The following is an 18,186-nucleotide window of genomic DNA, read 5'->3' on the forward strand; positions in this document are numbered from 1 at the left end:
CTCACACCCTCTTATGGTACCATTCGAAATAGGATACGTTACCGGATTCAACTTCGGTTACAAAATTTCTTATAATCTGTTCGAAATCGCTTGATGTAACATTTACCCCTCCTATCCCTGCTACAACATTCTTCAGGTATGGGAGTTTACGGCCAGCCCTAGCCAAGGATGCTACTACGTCGAGGAATAACGGACCATAGGATCCAAAGCTTATAGCACGGTCGAAGACCAGCACCCCTCTGGCTCCAATAGCTCTCTCAGCTATCTCCTCGCCTGGGAAAGGCCTGAAGTATCTCACCCTTAGCAGGCCGACTCTGAGTCCTTCATCCCTAAGCTTTAGTATCGCCTCCATTAGATCCCCGGACCAAGCCCCCATGCTAATTGCCTGAATTTCTGCGTCCTCGCATTTAAAGCACTCTACTAAGCCTTTCGGGGGACGCCCTGTTATCTTCGAGTATTCCTTCTCGACCTCGACTATAACTTTTTTAGCTTCATCCATACCCTTCTGTATATCCATGAAGAATTCCTCGGTATCCTCGGGCGATGCGAGATTCCCTAGAGCTAAGGGAGTACTACCGTCTATTACGTAAGGCTGCCTCCTAGGCCCCAGCCATTCGTCGATATCCTGTTGCTCCGGTAATTCAACAGGCATCGAAGTATGCCCTAGTATGAAGCCTTCTATCCCAACCATCACAGGCAGGTACACCCTGGGGTCTTCGCTGATCTTAAATGCTTGGAGGGTTAGGTCGAATGCTTCCTGATTGTCCATAGCGAAGCTCATAATCCATCCTGTATCCCTCTGATCCATGAAATCCGTGTGGTCGGGCCATATATTCCAGGGGGGTCCTATAGTCCTGGTCACGACTCCCATTACTATTGGGATCCTCGCTCTCGAAGCCCAGTGTATTACCTCGTGCATGTAGAGTAGTCCCTGGCTACTAGTAGCTGTGAAAACCCTGGCGCCGGCTACAGCTGCTCCGAAACACGCAGCCATAGCCGAATGCTCTGACTCAACCCTTATCATGACTGCGTCGAGCTCCCCGCTCTCGATCATCTCGGCTAGCTTCTCTACGACGCTTGTCTGGGGGGTTATAGGGTATGCTGCCACTACGTTGACTCTAGCCATCTTAGCCGCGTAGGACAAGGCATAGTTACCTGTTAGGACAAGCTTTAGACCCATAGGCCGATCACTCCTCCGGGACGAGTCTTATAGCGTTAACAGGGCATACATCAGCACATATCCCGCATCCTTTGCAATAGTCGTAGTCTATTGATACACCAGTATCCGGCTCAACCCTGATCACGTTAACCGGGCAGTGTATCTCGCATAGGAAGCACCTAGTACATGCATTGTTGTCTACAACAGGCTTCTCAATCCTCCAGCTACCGGTCTTGCCCGCTACCCCTATCTTCGGTTTAGCCAGTGGTATCCTATAGACCGAGTCCTGAACGACTAGTTTCACCTAGACCACTCTCCTAACAGAATCGTAAGCTTCCTCACAGGCTTTAGCATTTACATCACCTATCCTGCCTCCAAAATACCTTCTCACAGCTTCGACAATAGTATTCTTGGAGAAGATGTCTGTAGCCTTAGAGAAAGCGCCTAGCATACTAGTGTTCACCACGGGCCATCCTGCTACTACGAGCTTGTTTCTAACAGCTATACCCGTCGCATCTACAATGTAGAGAGAATACCCGTTTTCAAATCTGAGTTTTATAGTATCATGTGGATCCCACTTGCTCTTGTTTACAACTAATACACCGTTCCTTCTGAGCCTGAACTGGGATAGGTAGTCCTGGGATAGGAGTTTCTCGTCTAATACTACTATAACGTCTGCGTCATAGAACATTCCGTGTTTTAGGATAGGTTTAGAATCTACCCTGGCAAAAGCAGCTACTGGAGCACCCCTCCTCTCCGCCCCGAAGAAAGGGAACCCCTGGGCATATATACCGTCTGCTGCCGCTGCTTCAACAAGTATGTTGGCAGCAGTTACAGCGCCTTGACCACCTCTCCCGATAAACACTATCTCAATCATATAAGCACCGTTTTTGAGTATACGTCTTTGTACGCTAAAAAATGTTATATTTAAATAATTATAGTAATTATATGAATATATGCTACCTTAGGGGTAGAAGCGTTTACTAAGGATATTTGAGTGACTTAATAGACGATGGTCGATGGGAGTATTGCTCCAAACCTCTTGGGGTCTACCGTAGCCCCGTGCCGTTGGGCTAGACAGCCATCTATGAACCCATGATGATAGCCTGTGACCTGTGGACGAGATTGAAGCCCCTTGGTGCAACCATGAATTCATATAAAATTTTAGGATGAGCATCGGGGATAAACTGTTTATTACTTTAGCCGTACCATAAATATTAATGCTGCAGGGGTTTCACGTGACTATCTATTGGGAGAGATGCGATTATTGTGGACAACATAATCCTACTAGAGAGTGTACTATGTTCCCGGGAACCGCTGTATGCCCTAGCTGCTGCCTCCTCTGCCCAAAGAGGAGTATATGCCCTAATCCAGCCTGGAAGTATTCTTTCGAATTAGCTCCAGCAAAGAAACCGGTCAAGAAGGCGGCAGGTAAAGAAGCCCTCCTAGACCTCCTTTCGAAACTAGAAGGAGAGAAATAGCTCTATTCGACTCTCGAAACAATCCAGTAGGTTATAGAACCTCCTCCCTCTAGTGGGAATTCGATCTTCATAGGTTTATCGTTGTCGAATGAGAAGGTGATATTCTTAGATACCGGTGAAGCTCTTAATGCTAGCTTGAGTAAATCAATACTATACGTTGCTTTAGCTTCGTCTACGGTAGAAGATATCGAGATAATAGGGGATCCTTCTTCTAGCACAGCTCTATACTCTTTCTGCTGCTCGCTAGAGGATACATACAGTTTACCATTTTTATAATGGAATACAGCGTGCTCGCCTACCGTTTTTAGGTCTCTCAACAGGATCTTAAAATCGCTTGTAAGCATTGAGACCGTGACGCCTAACTCTACATCGAGGTCGGGAACTTCCTCGGGTATGCTCTGTTTGAGTTCTACGTAGAAAGTCCTCTCAACCCCTGTCTTCTTATTCCTGAAAATAGTCTTGAGGACACCAGTCGATTTATCTAGTTCTAGAACCAGTACGTCCGTCCTAGACCCTCTCTTCATAACCCTGTTTAGATCCGATGATGCTACTACGAAATAGTCTTCCCCCTCAGCCTGGAATTCTTCGAATATTATACTAGGCATTTTAACTATTATCATAGCTGTTTTATCAGGGCTGAATACGCGCACATTAAGTGAATCAGGTTTTATAAAGAAGGGGGCTTCATCTGTTATTTTGACTAGGGCTGAAGCTATGTATTTAAATTTGCTACCAGAGGGGTAAACAGCTCTAAACAAGGGCTAACACCACCTTCATTATTATTTATCAGCCTCTATTTAATAATTATAAACCAGCGTACTACGCCTAGTTCGAAAAAGGTTTTAAAGCCATGGTTAGTATCGTCATAGATTTCGCTGGGTCAGCGCATTTAATTCTGAATAAGGAGGAGGCAATTAATCTACTAAAGAAGATAAGAGAGTATGTAGGGGAATCGAATAATCTAGCAGAGTCTATTAGGATGATAGAGAACTTTGACGAGTTTTACAGATTGAGTAGGAAACGTTTCGAGGAATACCTGTTTCCTCCGAAAGACCCTAGCGAGTCGCTTAAGGGCAAGGTTGTCATACAAAAACTTAGATTCATAAAAGATAACGGGGATTTTGTCGAAATAGTTTTCGATAGAAGAATTAAGATAGAATTAATCAAAGATGCCTTATCTAAAATAGGTTATAGCGAAGTAACTATTGAAAAACAGGAGCTGTAGGCAACAGTAATATCTAACTTATGAGATCTATTTCTTCCTACCCCCCCTTCCCTTTCTTAGACTTCCTCTTAGCCTTTTTCCTAGTTATCTTAGCCTTCTTTCTCTTCATCTCTTTGACCTTCTTCTCTGTTTTCCTAGCGAGAGGCTGTACCTGAATAGATTTTAATTCATCAATTGTCCCAAGCCCGCTTACAACCTTCTCCCATCTACGCGTTATATCAACTAATTGCTCTAACATAGTTATCTTACTCGGCGTTACCTCTATTTCCTCAACCTCGCCAGCAGCTTCCTCCTCTACTTCTTCCCCATGTTCGACCTCACTCGATTCTTCTTCGAAAACCAATTGATCACACACCCCGGCAGATTGACCTATATGACATAACAGATAGAAATATGTTTTCGTTGCCCAAGAAGCTTACTAGGTAGTAACCTGGTTTTAAATTAGTTAGTGTTTTCTCTATGAAACGTGTCTTGCTAGGAGGGCCTCCTGCAGCTACCAGTTTCGAAGCGTAGGCTACGCTTCTAGGTTCTCCAAGACCGAATACGATTCTCACACCTGAGTTTACGATAACAGCTTCTGGTAACAGGGTAGGGTTCTGGGCTATGGATACTATGCTGAAACCGAATTTCCTACTCTCCATATAGAGCCTTGAGAGTGCTGTTTCTATCACCCTGCTTTTGACGAATACCCCTGCTTCTTCTATCACGATAGCAAGTTTCTTCCTCAGACCCCTCTTATACATCTCGCTTAGAGCTAGTTGGAGGACTGTATCCATATATATTAGCCTCATATAGTCGCTTGAAATCGACGACATATCTATTACAGTACTGTTTTCTAACAAGTCGATATCCTCTACTATTCCACCACCTGGTAGAACCGCTTCTTTCAAGCTTTCTAAATAAGGCATTAGAGACATATATATAGGATTCTTCGAAGACTCTTCTAAACATATTTCAATAAGATCTCCCAGCGAAGGAGGTTTGAGAATCCACGTACGCTTATCTTCTTCGATAATACCCTTCCTCCTATAGGCTTCTATAATCAAACCCTCTAGAGCACGCCTCTGCAGGTGTCCTAGGCTGAAAAACGATGCTATAATATCGGCTATTATCCTCGCTTTCTCGACAGGAGACCTCGAGCCTAGGGATAGAATATTCAAACCGATCCTCCTAGGGTCTACTACTCTAACTGTCTTATCCACCGATAGATCGCTGTATTCGTTATGGGGGTCGAAGATTAGTACATTATACTCCCCTGAAGAAATGAGTTCTCTAACAAGACTTTTAACAAAAGTCGTCTTACCCGTTCCAGAAGCCCCTACAACAATAATATGGGAATTAACCAGCTTCCTTAAGTCGCACGTAAGCGGTTTGAACAGCTTGGACCAATACCACTCCTCTTCCCCGGATCCTAGGCCAGGGATTTTCAAAACATCTATCTTCCACCCTCCACGGGCTACCCCTAAGGCGAATCCTAGGTTTACACCTTTAGTGCTAAGGATTTCTCCGATACCCGAGAGCTTAAAACCTAGTTCAGTAGAGAGTACGAAAAGACCCTCGCTTAATAATACCGGTGTTGAGAAAACCCCTGCTGTCGAACAGACCGCGAGCCATAGACCAGCAGATATTGTTTCATCCGCTTCTAGCAACGCCAGAATATAGAGTATTAGGAGGCTTAATGAAATATTTAAAGGAAGGCTTTCAAAAATCCCTATGTCGAGATCCGGGAAGAAAGTAATGGAAAAAAGGTATGCGAAAAACACTAATCCCGATAGAGTATAGAAGTATATCGACGAAGCGAGGAAAAAGAGGCTACTCCTATGCCTCCACGGGATTTGTCTAAGTGTTTTGAAAGAAGGCTTTAAGAAAGCTAGTATCTCCTTCTTGGAGAACAGTTTCGAATATATAATAAAACCACCGACTAAGAAGGTCGGTACTAGGTAGAGTATTAAATCCGATGTAAATAAGGGTAGGCTAGGCGGCTTAAACAAGCCAGCGGCAAACATGAACCAGGACATGTTTAAAAAACCTATAATAACAGATCTATAGACCGCCGCTGTCAAGACGAAAAATCCGAAAGCGAAAACCCCGAATATCACGGGGCTTAATACACCTGCTAGCAACCCGTTTAATCCGCGAGTACCCCCTGGCGCAAGCCTAAATAGAATAGGTAAGTTAGATATGATAGTTATTAGAACTATTTCGATTAGTATGAGCGAGAAAATTCTGTATGGCTTAAAACTACTCATCCTGGACTATGCTACCTCTCGAAAATTTTCTTTAAGTTTTCTTCGAAAGGCGGGTATACTACTCCTTTCTCTGTTATTATAGCAGTAACGAGATCCGGGTCTGTGATATCGAATGCGTAATTCAATGCGTTAACATTCTCGAGGGTTATCAGCCTACCCATAACTGTCTTAACTTCCATCGGGTTCCTCTCCTCGATGATAACATCCTCGATCCTTGAAGATAAGTCGATAGTGCTAGTAGGGGCTGCTACATAGAATGGTATATTATTCCTTTTCGCTGCAAGGGCGATCATATAGGTTCCAATCTTGTTTACTACATAACCATCTCTAGTAATTCTATCAGCTCCTACTATAACAAGGTCTACTAGCTTTCTCCGAATGACATAGCCTGCCATATTGTCTGTTATTAACGTGACAGGAATACCTTCTTTAACCAGTTCCCAGACAGTAAGCCTAGCACCCTGGAGCAAAGGCCTTGTCTCAGTAGCGATCACTCTAATCCTCTTCCCCTTGTACCAGGCTATCCGCATCACTGCTTCTGCAGTCCCGAACGCTGAAGTAGCTAGAGCGCCTGCATTGCAATGGGTTAGAATAGTAGCCCCGTCTGGTACTAGGTCTGCGCCGTACTCGCCGATCCTAATATTGGCTTCTATATCTTCGTTCATGATCTTTAATGCTTCATCAGTTAATGAATCAGCTATTTCTCTCGGGCTAGTATTATATACTGATTGAAGCTTCCTCTTCATCCTTTCAAGCGCCCAGAAGAGGTTGTAGGCAGTAGGCCTAGTCCTCCTCAATAACTCTATTGAATCTGCTATTTTCTCCCCGATACCCGGTTCATTTGAGGATGCTAGTTTATTCGCGTATGCTGCTATAGCTAGGGCGGCTATTACACCTATAGCGGGGGCCCCCCTAACCTCCATGTCTACAATAGCTTTGTACACGCGACTAGGGTCGTCGCTACATATTATCTCTTCTTCGAACGGTAGCTTCAACGTGTTCAACCAGCAGACTTTCCTCGAAGAATCATCCCACCAAACAGCTCTGACTTGTATAGGATAATTCTGGAGAGCCATTAAAACACCTCTTTGATATATAGACATCTGGTATTAACTTTAATATTTATCAGCCGGGTCTATACAATGAGTATAAGCATATTTTTCGACAAAAAATCTTGCCAGGGTTTTGTAAAAGATGGTTCTATAGTTAGCGATCTCAAAGAAAAATGGTTTGGTGTGGAGGTTGAAGGAAAACTTGTACTTAATGTAACCGAGGTATCGTATCTACTATTATCTAATAGAGCGAGAGTAGCCGTAGGCGACAAATATTTCTCGAATCTCAAGGATTTCATGGAGTATACGATTGAATGCTTCAAAGAGTACTCCTGGTCGAATATTGTTGTATACAAAGACCTAAGGGATAGAGGTAGGAGGGTGAAGGTGATAGACAATAATCTTTTCATGATGAAAGATAAGCATGGAGATGTGAAAATAGTCCTCGTCCTGGAAGAGAAGAGGCCTGTAACGATAGAAGATATATCGGATTACACGATGAAATCTGTGAGGAATAACGCTAGCTTGGTTCTAGCAATAGTTAGCCTACAAGGGGAGGTAACATACTACGAGGTTTCGAGAATAGAACCCATGTAGTCTCTGGTCGCTGATCGGTTTAGTAGTTGATTTATATTAGCTGCTATAGGTTAGAAATAGTCGTATAAGGATAACGCGGGGAATAATAATAGCATGACAGACGAGCTACTAAACCCTCCCAGGGGAATGAGGGATATAACAGGTGATGAAGCCGAACTCTACTACACTCTATTCAAACTATTCTACGAGACGGCTGAACGCAATGGTTTCGAACCAATTATAACTCCTACGGTCGAATACTACAGGGTTTTCGAAGCTAAGAGCGGGGAGGAGATTAAGAAAAGCATGTATGTATTCGAAGACAAGGCTGGGAGACTTCTCGCTCTACGCCCCGAGGTAACTGCGAGCGTTATAAGAGTTTATCTCAGGGAGTTGAGAGCTAGGCCTAAACCTATTAGAGTATTCTACATAGCCCAGTGTTTCAGGTATGAAGAACCCCAGAAAGCCAGGTATAGAGAGTTCTGGCAGGGAGGGCTAGAGGTAATCGGTGACGAGAGCGTTAACGCAGACGTATCTGTAGCATATACCGCGTCAGCTTTCCTCGACAAGCTTGGTCTAGCACACAGATATATTGTAGGTAATGTAGCAATCTATAGAGCTTTTATGAGTATGTTGAATATAGCGCAGGAGGAGCAAGACCATATCCTCCACTTGATCGATAAGGAGCTATATGACCAGCTTGGCAGGGAGCTGGTAGAGAAATATGGTAATGACGCTAAGGACATTATTTTCAAGATAATGGATTCAGGCTTAGATAAGGTTATGTCTCTCCTAGAAGAATTTAGGAGAGAGCTTGGGAATGGGTATGAAAAGGCTGTTAACGAGGCTAGGAGACTAGAAGGCTTCATAAAGACGTTATCCGACCTGGGTTATACGGTCGAATATAATTCGAGACTTGTAAGAGGGCTAGCGTATTATACAGGATTGATATGGGAGTATAAGGTGCCAGGAGCGCTAGAGCAGAGTATTGGGGGCGGGGGCCGTTACGATGGTTTGACTAGCGTCTATAGTAATATATACGAGTACTCTACGGGGCTTGCACTAGGGCTCGATAGGATCGCTTTGGTACTAGGAGGGGATTGGTGGAAACGAGTTAGTAAACGCCGTAGAGTTATTATCATACTATTATCCGAGAATATACCGCTGAGTTTCGCATACAGCGTGTCTAGGCAATTAGACAGGTTCTTCGACAGTATCATGGTGTTGACTAGTAGAAGCCTCGATAAAGCACTAAGCTACGCTAATCGTATAGGTATCGATATCGCGATAATAGTAGGCGATAGAGAATTTAGCGAGAAAACGCTGACTGTAAGGGATCTCAACAAAAAGGTGCAGGAGAAAATCCGTTTCGACGAGCTAACCGACTATATTAGTAGGATCATACAATAACCTACTCCCGCATACGTTTATTAAACTCTTATACGTATTTCTCCTATAGCTTGGTGCTGTCCTATGCCTAGAGTTGTTATTGAGAAAATATCGAACTATGAGTGGAGGATCCCGAAGTCTTACAAGCCGTGTATGAGGACGGATTCGATAATTTTTGCCGACGAATTCCTGCTAGAGAAAATGAATGAAGACCTTACGCTAGAGCAGGCAGCCAACGTCGCATGCCTTCCCGGGATTGAGGAGTATGCTTACGTAATGCCAGACGGGCACCAGGGCTACGGATTCCCGATTGGAGGGGTTGCGGGATTCAACCTAGAGGACGGCGTAATAAGCCCCGGGGGCATAGGCTATGATATAAACTGTGGTGTCAGGGTTCTTAGGACAGACCTGGACGAAGACGATGTAAAGCCTAGGCTGAGAGAGCTTGTAGACGCTCTCTTCAGGAATGTTCCTAGCGGGGTGGGTTCGACAGGGAAGGTAAGGCTTAGCACTAGAGAGCTTGACGAGGTATTGAATAGAGGCGTTGAATGGGCTATTGAGAAAGGGTTTGGGTGGAGCGAGGATATGGAATATATCGAGGAGCGCGGGAGTTGGAGAGAAGCCGATTCCAGCAAGGTCAGCAATATCGCGAAACAGAGAGGTCACGAGCAGCTTGGAACCCTGGGAGCTGGAAACCACTTCCTCGAGATACAGGTTGTAGACCAAATATACAACCCCGATATCGCGAAGGTACTAGGGTTCGATAGGATTGGGCAGGTCGCAGTAATGATACATACTGGTAGTAGAGGGCTAGGCCACCAGGTTGCAAGCGACTACCTAGTGGTAATGGAGAGAGCTATGAAGAGGTACGGTATATCCGTCCCGGATAGAGAGCTCGCAGCCGTACCTATTAAGAGCAAGGAGGGCGAAGACTACTTCCACGCTATGGCTGCTGCAGCTAATTTCGCCTGGACAAACAGGCAGCTTATAACCCATTGGACACGGGAGAGTTTCAAAGAAGTATTCAAGAAGGACCCGGAGGAGCTCGGACTCCACATAGTCTACGACGTAGCCCATAACATAGCTAAGATCGAAGAACATGTTATAAACAATAAGAGGTATAAAGTTATAGTCCACAGGAAGGGTGCTACAAGGGCCTTCCCGCCGGGACACCCTGATATACCCTCTAAATACAAGAGTATCGGACAGCCTGTTCTAATCCCAGGTAGCATGGGCACGGCTAGCTACATACTAGTAGGGGTTCCCGAAGGATATAGGACCTGGTATAGCGCGCCACATGGAGCAGGCAGGTGGCTGAGCAGAGGGGAAGCTATAAGATCCTACAGCCCTGACAGGGTGATAAACGAGCTGGCTAGGAAAGGTATAACAGTTAGAGCGGCTACTAAACGCGTTGTAAGCGAGGAGGCTCCTGAAGCCTATAAAGATGTCGATAGAGTGGTGCTCGTAGCCCAGAAGGTTGGTATAGCCGCCCCGGTTGTTAGACTAAGGCCAATAGGCGTTGTTAAAGGATAGGGGCTAGAACTATTATCAGCATAACGGCTATTCCTAGTAGAGTAATTTTTATTTTTCTAAATAATCCGATCCCTGAGACGCCAGTTGATAGAACGAAAGAATTAAAGAAGCTTATGTAAGCTATCGACCTCACCGTATCCCGGTTTAGCATGAATCCTGTTGTAGAAGCCAATGGTTTAATAAGCGTGTAGGAAATAAGGACTACCGCGGGGAAGATCAAGGAATAGACAATATATGACAACCCCCTCTTCTCAACCCTTATACGGGTGTCCCGCACTGACTCGGCAAACCTCAGCGTGTAGGCAACAATCCTATCGTGATTTGACGAGTAGTTCGATGGGATTGTCGTATAAGTTAGTATCCTACGAGCGAAAGGAGGCAGTTTCGAGAGGATGTTTCCATCGAGGTAGCCGTGTATAAAAGATTTCTTGAACAACCTTAACTCTTCATTCTTGAAATCTAACTGCCGAATAACCTGGTCTATTGGAATACCCTGTTTAGTCATAGAGAACGCTTCCTCCAGCATAGTCAACACTTCTCTCTCTAATTCCACCTCCCTTCTGACACGGAGGCTTAAGACCGAGAATACAAGAGCTACCAGAACTAGGTGGATTAGAGCTAGTTGTTGATTGTATACTACCATAGTTAAGAATACCAGCATTATTGAAGCAATATGTTCGATACTAGACTGGGTTAGGATATCCTCAGAGACCCTGAGGACGACTATATAGGAGGCGACGCCTGATAAAGGCAGCAGCATTAAGAGAAACCTTGTGCTAAGACCTTGTACAGGCATTATTGTTAAAGCGATCAACCCGAATAAGAAAAGCATTATCCCTTCGAAAACGCTTTCAATAATCCTCATTGTGTTCTCTAGTTTCGCTCTTATAACCGCTATTAACTGTTCAAGGTAGGATTCCACATAACGTATTGTATCGCCGCTTATTATCATAACCTCGCTGTATCCTCTGAGAAAATCCGATACCCTACTACCCCCATACAGCTCGGCTAGTTTCCTCAAGGCTGTCGAGTCGTCTGGGATGACTTTCTCAAGTACTTTAAACCTGGAGGCTAGTATCCTAATCCCTTCCGGTACCGGGTATTCCTTGCTAGCTACTTCTCCGAGCAACCTAGGCAGTTTATACCCGCTTGATTCGAAAGCTAGTAGTAGTATCAAGAAGTCTAGTAACTCGGTATCAGACAGCCTGTCCTTCCCCAGATTCAAAAAAACTTTTTTAAATACCAAGTTTAGAACCCTTTATTTAGTTCTCTATTAGACGGCTCCTGTTATTGTAGAAGCCTATTATCTCCCTGCTCAGATCCCTCTCGTCGAAAACACCGTTGCTAACCAGTTTTTGTAGGAAGATGCTTCTTGCCTTCAACTCTTCTTCTACATTCCTAAGCCCTAGCCTACTCCTGAGCCTGGTGGATTTAGAGGCTAGCTCAGATACTTCTAGTGGTTTAAACAAGCCATTCTCGTACCAGCCTATATCGGTTACGTCTACTTCTTCTGTTACCTCCGATATGTTTACTACCCTCCTGCCTAGTTCCGTCTGAGCTATTACGACTATAGTCCATATATTGCCTAGAAGATTCCTAGGTATCGATATTGGATAGGATACTAGTCTCTTGAGTACTGAATCAGGGCTATCGCCGTGTATCGTATTCAATACACCGTGCCCTAGCCTAGAAGCCTGAACTAGGAGGCGTGCCTCAATACCTCTCACCTCGCCGACGACAATGTAATCCGGTCTCCTCCTCAAGCTAGCCTTCAAAAGGCTGTACATATCGATCGTGTTTGAAGCCGTATAGGATCTTTCTACAAGAGGATCCCACTGCTCGCTCGATAAAGATAGCTCGGGCGTATCCTCTATAGTGATAACCCTGCGTGTAGGGGGTATGAAGTTTAAAAGACTCTGGAGGAGTGTAGTCTTACCGGCTCCCACCCCTCCTGCTACGATAACCCAGCCTTTGAGTTCTATCACCAGCCACAGGTATGCTGCTAGGAGACTACTTAAAACCCCTTCGTTGATAAGCTGTGTGATAGTCCAGGGTTTCTCAGGCTTCTTCCTAATGACAATGCTACTACCCTTCCTAGATACCTCGTCACCGTATACTATGCTAACCCTATAGCCTTCATTCGTTAAGCCCTCGGCTATAGGATTAGATATGCTTACATGCCTACCTATCTTCCTAGATAAGCCTAAGACCAGCCTATCGACCAGCCTTGATTCTACGGTTATATTAGTCTTCAACCAGCCCAGCTGGTTGTACACTCTGTGATAAACCCATATAGAGCCATCCCTTGAATTAAGAGATACTTCTTCAACCAGAGGGTCTAGGAGGATCGGGTATAAAGGCCCGTAGCCTGATTCAACCTTCTTGTAGAAGTACCATAGTTTCTCCGCCTCCAGCCGTATTCTGCCCGAGTACTTGTTTTCCAAAAACTTCTTGAAATCATCGAGGCCGGCGTAGTTAGCGTCGAAAGCCATTGCATCGCTTAAAACCCTTATCTCAGCATCCGTTATCTCGGGCTCTCTAACTACGTAGAATAGTATCTCCCCGTTTCTAACTATTTCAATCTTAACACCGTAGCCCAGCCCATAGGATTCTAAAACCTGGCCTCCCGCGATATTAATAGAGTTTGCTTTTCTCAGGTAGTCGAGAATCAACTTCTCGTAGAAATCTCTCCCATACCTCCTCTTGAAAAACAAAGGTTTAACCGAGGGAAGAGAAAAATGGGGCATTTAAAAAACACCTTTAGTAGACAGGGGTTTTAACAAGGTCTGTTTCCAACTCATTGTTATTTACAGTATACACAGCTGATACGTAGACCTGGGCTGAAGACTTTACGCCTCCGGTTACAGTACTATTTAATGGTATATTCACGCTGATACTGCTCCCAGCCGGGACCTGTGTTGTGTAGTTTACGCTATAGTTGCCGCTTCCCGTATATATCCTTATACTAGTTATGTTTACGGGTATATTGCCTAGGTTGCTTACCTGGAGTGTTAGAACCGAGCTATTATCGTTTAGAATATTTATCTTAGCAGAAACTATCTTGAGGCTGGCATACTGCTGGGGGAGTGATAGGTAGTTCATTACATAGTTGTAGATGAGTAGCCCGCCTGCTACGGTTATTACTAGCAGTAACGCTGCTGCTACAAGCCCGTCTACGCCTTTCATACAAGCCACCCGTCTAGAGAAGGTAGGTTAAAAGAGGTTGATTTCGATCTATTTAAATCATTGAGTAGGCGGAGGGTTTAGTGAAAGTATAAACTGGCTCCCTAGTTTAAAGACCTCTACGGTCAGATTAAATGGTGCTGGAAGGGGTGGGGTTTGGCAAACGAGCTTACAGAGAAATATAAAGCGATAAGCCCTGCTGAATTCTTCTACAAGTATAAAGAGATCGCTGGTTTCGCTAACCCTGCTAGGGCTCTATACCAGACTGTCAGAGAGCTTGTTGAGAACGCGTTGGACGCTACAGACTCCCACGGCATACTCCCAGATATCAAAGTAGTAATCCAGAGGGCTGACCCGGTTCAGGAATTCTACAGGATTACCGTCGAAGACAATGGTATCGGCATCCCGCCTGATGTAGTCCCGAATGCTTTCGGAAGAGTCTTGTTTAGTTCTAAATACGTGCTTAGACAAACCCGTGGAATGTATGGTTTAGGAGTTAAAATGGCTGTGTTATACGGGCAGATGACCACGGGGAGGCCTGTAGAAGTTGTAACGAGCAGGAGGGAGTATAAGAGGATATACTTCTTCAAAATAAGGATTGACATTAATAGGAACGAGCCTGTGGTGCTAGAGAAAGGTAGTTGGAGGAAGCAGAGAGAGTGGCATGGGACCATTGTCTCGATCACGATAGAAGGGGATTGGGGCAAGTCCAAGTCTAGGATCAAAGAGTATATCTCTAGGACTGCTGTAGTAACCCCTTACGCTAACATAGCAATGTATACTCCCGACGGAGAGATAGTATTGTATAAGAGGATTATAGACAAACTCCCTAGACCCCCTAGGGAGGTGAAACCCCACCCCTACGGCGTAGACCTTGAAATGCTTAAAATGATTATAGAGTCGAATAGCCAACCCACTATCCTAGATACTCTAGTCGAGAGCTTCCAGAGCGTTGGAGAGGTTACTGCGAGAGACATCCTGTCGAGGGCTGGTATAGACCCATCAGCTAATCCACGTAGCCTCAGCGATAGCGATCTCTTAAAGCTTATAAACGCTATGAGAAGCTACGACCAGTACAGGCCTCCTTCGACAGCAGCTATATCCCCGCTAGGGGTGGAAGTTATAACTGCAGGCTTGAAAAGGATGTTCGAGCCCGAATTCGTAGCTGCTACTACTAGGAAGCCTTCTATCTACGAAGGCCACCCGTTTATCGTCGAAGCCGGTATCGCCTACGGGGGCAAGGTACCCTTGAGCGAGCCCGATAAGCCTACGATCCTCAGGTACGCTAACAAGATACCGCTACTGTATGATGAAGGAAGCGATGTAGTCACGAGCGTGGTAAAAGAAGATATAAACTGGGATAACTACCTAATCACGTTCCCAGCGCCTCTAATAATACTAGTACACGTATGCAGTACTAAAGTACCGTTCAAAGGGGTCGGTAAAGAGAGTATAGCCGACGTGCCGGAGGTGAGGAGGGAGATAAAGCTAGCGATATCAGAGGTAGCTAGGAAGCTGAGGAACTATATTACAGAGAAGCAGAAAGAGCTGGAGGCGCAGAGGAAGGTCATATACCTGGCTAAGTACATACCCGAAGTAGTCAAATCTATTGAGACTATATTCGCCGGAGACGGGGTCAACAGGAGCGAGATCATTAGCAAGCTGGCATCAATAATATCAGCTAAAACCGGGATACCGGAAAACAAGATTTATGAAGTAATAAACAATGTTGAAATAGGGGCTTGAAGAAAACCATGTCTAGTGTCGATGTAAAAGCTAGATCCAGGGCTATGCAGATACTTAAAGAGAGGTTTAGGACTATAATCGACCAGATAAAGCACGGGGAGAAGCCAACCCTTGTAATGCCCAAGAGGGTTCTATCCAACACTATATACGATGCTAGAAACAAAATGCTGCTCCTAGGACCAGACGTGCTAAGGAGGTCTCTGATAGATATCAATGAAGCAAGGAAGTTCATGCAGACCCTTCTCATGGCTTCGATAATATATGAAGCACTAGTTAATAACGAGTACCCTACTATCCGTGACCTATACTACAGGGGTAAGCATAGTATCAGCTTCAAAGACGTAGATGGTAAGACTATCCACGAGAATACTTGGGACGAGCAGAAGGAGTCGGATAGTGTTATAAGAGATCTCGAAGTCTTCCTAGACGTGTTAAGAGAGGAAATGCTTATCTTAAGCAAGGAAAAGGGGAAGGTTGTAGGAAACCTGGTTATCAAGAGCGGTGACGATATAATAGATTTAAGCAAGATGGGGCATGGAGCATACTCTATTGAGCCGACCCCCGACCTCCTGGAGTTCAGAGATGTAGACGCAGAGTTTGTTCTAGTAGTCGAGAAAGACGCTGTATTCCAGCAATTGCATAGATACGGGTTCTGGCGTAAGTATAGAGCAATACTTGTCACAAGCGCTGGACAGCCCGATAGGGCTACTAGGAGGTTTGTGAGAAGGCTTAACGAAGAACTGAAGCTGCCTGTCTACATTCTAACAGACAGCGACCCCTACGGGTTCTATATATACAGCGTCTTCAAAATAGGTTCTATAACACTCTCCTACGAGAGCGAGAGGCTGGCTACTCCCAACGCTAAATTCATAGGAGTCTCTATGACAGACGTATTCGGGGAAGAAGCCTTCCGCAGCATATTAGACGATGTCAGGGAACTAGGCGGATACACTAAGAGCTCTTTCAGCAAGCTCAAGAAGAAGAAACCGTACCTGTCGGAAGGCGAGAGGAGAAACTATGTTATAAAGGCTAAACAACGCGATATAGAGCGCGCGGTAGAGCTAGTAGGCTACGATGTAGCCGAGAACTGCATCGAGAGCTCTGAGCTAAGAGCGAAGCTAAAGAAGAAAGAGGGTTTAACAGGATACCCTTGGTTTAGAACCCCTGAATGGATTAGAGAGCTCTGCATCTTCTTCAAAACACTTAGCAAACTAGAGATCGAGGCTATGGCTAGTAAAGGATTGAAGTTCCTAGCAGACACTTATATACCAGGGAAGATCGAGAGCGGTGACTGGATAGACTGAAGAAAAATATAATATATTCATCACAGCCCCTTATACTAATCATCCTCCTGGAGTCCCGTGCCAGGGGCTATCCTTCCATACAGCGTCCCAATACTCTTCCTCGCCAAACTTCTCTTTAACAGCGATCTTATTGTATACGTCTAGTAACAGTGTATGATGCTTCTTCTCATCCTCTAGTATAGACGAGAGTATTAGCTTAGCATAAGGTTTATCCGTCTCCTCGAGCAGACGCTTACTAGCCTCGATCATCTCAGCCTCCATCTGTATATGCTTTAATACGCCGATCTTGATATACTCTAGCTCCTGATCTGTGAGGAGGGGTAGTCCTCCCTTATAGAGTGTTGCCAGAGCTTTGTACATTATAGAGTGTTTGAGAGAGTCTTCAGCTATACCTTCTATCAAGGCTTTTAGAAGGGGGTGTTTAAATCTCGCGGTCAGGCTTTTCAATTCCTCAGCGTATTGTTTCTCAAGCTCGGAGTATTTCTCAAATAATTCTACGATATCCTCCACCTGCTCCACCTCTTTCTATTTATCTATAACGATGTTAAAAACAGTTTCCAACCGTTAGTTTCGGAGGGCTCTATCCCTATTATAAGCTGTGTTAATACAGGGGTTTGATTGATTATAACAGGGGTTAGGCCGGTAGACGAATTGTTAAATCCTGTGGGAAGATACTGGAGTATCGAATTCTACGGAGACCCTTTCGTACTCAACTATCTATTCCATAGGTCTCTAGCTGTTCAGAGCAAGTATAATGATGTATATGTCGTGGTCTCGCTAGAGTTCGGAGGGATTAGAACAGACCTTGTAGAATCGTTCTGTAGAATCCTAGGCTGCAGGCTGACAGCTATCAGGGTTAGCAGGGCGTTTAAGCTCGGCGACGTAATTAAGCTGTTGAAGAATCTAGAGGACGTAAACGATTCTACAATCATCCTACTATATCCATACAACTACCTTAGGGAAGACCCGTCGACATACTACGAGGCTACCGCGATATCAGGGCTTATAAACAAGGTTTCAGCACACAATATCGTCCTAATATTCAATACCAAGACCAGGTTTGGTGAGCGGATGCCCGAGGGGGGTAGTATGCACCACCATGTTGTTAAAACAATACTCAGGCTGGATAGGCTGGGTAAAAACGTTCTAGCAGAGCTGGTTAAACACCCTGCTAAACCCTCTGGTTTAAAGAAACAGTTTAGGCTAGAGCTCTTGAAATGGGGGATTACGCCAGCCGAGACTATTAGCCTCCTAAACTGGGTCAGGGTGGTGTGAAATAGGGAGGACTA

Annotated in this window: 19 protein-coding genes; 8 read left to right on the forward strand and 11 right to left on the reverse strand. The window is 44.8% G+C overall.

What is annotated here, in order from left to right; all coding sequences use genetic code 11:
- Nucleotide 1 precedes the first annotated feature (1 nt).
- The 3 genes from ACSU1N_RS02700 to ACSU1N_RS02710 are packed head-to-tail and all read right to left on the reverse strand — an operon-like array spanning nt 2 to nt 2,036.
- Nucleotides 2-1,180: a pyruvate ferredoxin oxidoreductase gene (locus ACSU1N_RS02700; protein ID WP_440060078.1), complete on the reverse strand. Its 1,179-nt coding sequence runs from the start codon at nt 1,178-1,180 to the stop codon at nt 2-4.
- A 7-nt stretch (nt 1,181-1,187) separates the two neighbouring features.
- Nucleotides 1,188-1,463: a 4Fe-4S binding protein gene (locus ACSU1N_RS02705; protein ID WP_440060079.1), complete on the reverse strand. Its 276-nt coding sequence runs from the start codon at nt 1,461-1,463 to the stop codon at nt 1,188-1,190.
- Entirely contained in the window at nt 1,464-2,036 is a 573-nt protein-coding gene (locus ACSU1N_RS02710) for a 2-oxoacid:acceptor oxidoreductase family protein (protein WP_440060080.1), read from the reverse strand. It lies immediately after the preceding gene.
- A 424-nt stretch (nt 2,037-2,460) separates the two neighbouring features.
- Here ACSU1N_RS02710 and ACSU1N_RS02715 point away from each other — a divergent pair, with 424 nt between their 5' ends.
- Complete coding sequence (locus tag ACSU1N_RS02715) at nt 2,461-2,640, forward strand: hypothetical protein (RefSeq protein WP_440060081.1); 180 nt, start codon at nt 2,461-2,463, stop codon at nt 2,638-2,640.
- A gap of 2 nt (nt 2,641-2,642) precedes the next feature.
- Here ACSU1N_RS02715 and ACSU1N_RS02720 read toward each other — a convergent pair whose 3' ends face one another.
- The gene (locus tag ACSU1N_RS02720) at nt 2,643-3,398 is read right to left on the reverse strand and encodes a DNA polymerase sliding clamp (protein ID WP_440060082.1); all 756 of its coding nucleotides are present in this window, start codon (nt 3,396-3,398) and stop codon (nt 2,643-2,645) included.
- Between the two features lie 92 nt (nt 3,399-3,490).
- Between ACSU1N_RS02720 and ACSU1N_RS02725 the strand changes: the two genes are divergently transcribed.
- Nucleotides 3,491-3,865 carry a hypothetical protein gene (locus tag ACSU1N_RS02725; RefSeq protein ID WP_440060083.1) on the forward strand — a complete coding sequence of 125 codons (375 nt, stop codon included), beginning with the start codon at nt 3,491-3,493 and terminating at the stop codon, nt 3,863-3,865.
- Nucleotides 3,866-3,902: 37 nt separating this feature from the next.
- Here the strand turns inward: ACSU1N_RS02725 and ACSU1N_RS02730 are convergent, their stop codons facing one another.
- Genes ACSU1N_RS02730 through mtnA form a run of 3 tightly spaced genes read right to left on the reverse strand, consistent with a single transcriptional unit; the run spans nt 3,903 to nt 7,190 of the window.
- Nucleotides 3,903-4,208 (reverse strand): hypothetical protein, encoded by a 306-nt coding sequence (locus tag ACSU1N_RS02730; protein WP_440060084.1) that lies wholly within the window; start codon nt 4,206-4,208, stop codon nt 3,903-3,905.
- A 4-nt stretch (nt 4,209-4,212) separates the two neighbouring features.
- A complete protein-coding gene (locus ACSU1N_RS02735; protein ID WP_440060085.1) occupies nt 4,213-6,114 on the reverse strand; it encodes an ATP-binding protein in 1,902 nt (633 codons plus the stop codon).
- A gap of 11 nt (nt 6,115-6,125) precedes the next feature.
- Complete coding sequence (gene mtnA, locus ACSU1N_RS02740; protein WP_440060086.1) at nt 6,126-7,190, reverse strand: S-methyl-5-thioribose-1-phosphate isomerase; 1,065 nt, start codon at nt 7,188-7,190, stop codon at nt 6,126-6,128.
- Nucleotides 7,191-7,256: 66 nt separating this feature from the next.
- On the opposite strand from mtnA, the gene ACSU1N_RS02745 reads away from it, so the two are divergent.
- The 3 genes from ACSU1N_RS02745 (at nt 7,257) to ACSU1N_RS02755 (ending at nt 10,664) form a co-directional block, all read left to right on the forward strand.
- A complete protein-coding gene (locus ACSU1N_RS02745) occupies nt 7,257-7,763 on the forward strand; it encodes an endonuclease (RefSeq protein ID WP_440060087.1) in 507 nt (168 codons plus the stop codon).
- Nucleotides 7,764-7,856: 93 nt separating this feature from the next.
- Nucleotides 7,857-9,152: a histidine--tRNA ligase gene (gene hisS / locus ACSU1N_RS02750; RefSeq protein WP_440060088.1), complete on the forward strand. Its 1,296-nt coding sequence runs from the start codon at nt 7,857-7,859 to the stop codon at nt 9,150-9,152.
- 63 nt (nt 9,153-9,215) lie between these two features.
- Entirely contained in the window at nt 9,216-10,664 is a 1,449-nt protein-coding gene (locus ACSU1N_RS02755) for an RtcB family protein (RefSeq protein ID WP_440060089.1), read from the forward strand.
- Here the strand turns inward: ACSU1N_RS02755 and ACSU1N_RS02760 are convergent.
- The 3 genes from ACSU1N_RS02760 to ACSU1N_RS02770 are packed head-to-tail and all read right to left on the reverse strand — an operon-like array spanning nt 10,654 to nt 13,850.
- Complete coding sequence (locus ACSU1N_RS02760) at nt 10,654-11,889, reverse strand: hypothetical protein (RefSeq protein WP_440060090.1); 1,236 nt, start codon at nt 11,887-11,889, stop codon at nt 10,654-10,656. The genes ACSU1N_RS02755 and ACSU1N_RS02760 overlap by 11 nt on opposite strands.
- A 37-nt stretch (nt 11,890-11,926) precedes the next feature.
- On the reverse strand, nt 11,927-13,411 hold the full coding sequence (locus ACSU1N_RS02765) for a type II/IV secretion system ATPase subunit (RefSeq protein ID WP_440060091.1): 1,485 nt from the start codon (nt 13,409-13,411) through the stop codon (nt 11,927-11,929).
- Between the two features lie 13 nt (nt 13,412-13,424).
- Nucleotides 13,425-13,850 (reverse strand): hypothetical protein, encoded by a 426-nt coding sequence (locus tag ACSU1N_RS02770; RefSeq protein WP_440060092.1) that lies wholly within the window; start codon nt 13,848-13,850, stop codon nt 13,425-13,427.
- 153 nt (nt 13,851-14,003) lie between these two features.
- Here ACSU1N_RS02770 and ACSU1N_RS02775 point away from each other — a divergent pair, with 153 nt between their 5' ends.
- A complete protein-coding gene (locus ACSU1N_RS02775; RefSeq protein ID WP_440060093.1) occupies nt 14,004-15,593 on the forward strand; it encodes a DNA topoisomerase VI subunit B in 1,590 nt (529 codons plus the stop codon).
- Between the two features lie 8 nt (nt 15,594-15,601).
- Nucleotides 15,602-16,897, forward strand: coding sequence for a DNA topoisomerase IV subunit A (locus ACSU1N_RS02780; RefSeq protein ID WP_440060094.1), 1,296 nt, complete (start codon nt 15,602-15,604; stop codon nt 16,895-16,897).
- Nucleotides 16,898-16,936: 39 nt separating this feature from the next.
- Here the strand turns inward: ACSU1N_RS02780 and ACSU1N_RS02785 are convergent, their stop codons facing one another.
- Entirely contained in the window at nt 16,937-17,407 is a 471-nt protein-coding gene (locus ACSU1N_RS02785) for a ferritin-like domain-containing protein (protein WP_440060095.1), read from the reverse strand.
- 108 nt (nt 17,408-17,515) lie between these two features.
- On the opposite strand from ACSU1N_RS02785, the gene ACSU1N_RS02790 reads away from it, so the two are divergent.
- The gene (locus ACSU1N_RS02790) at nt 17,516-18,172 is read left to right on the forward strand and encodes a hypothetical protein (RefSeq protein WP_440060096.1); all 657 of its coding nucleotides are present in this window, start codon (nt 17,516-17,518) and stop codon (nt 18,170-18,172) included.
- The last annotated feature ends 14 nt before the right edge of the window (nt 18,173-18,186 follow it).

Origin of the sequence: Thermogladius sp. 4427co, assembly GCF_051933805.1 — an archaeon.
Taxonomy (GTDB): Archaea; Thermoproteota; Thermoprotei_A; order Sulfolobales; family Desulfurococcaceae; genus Thermogladius.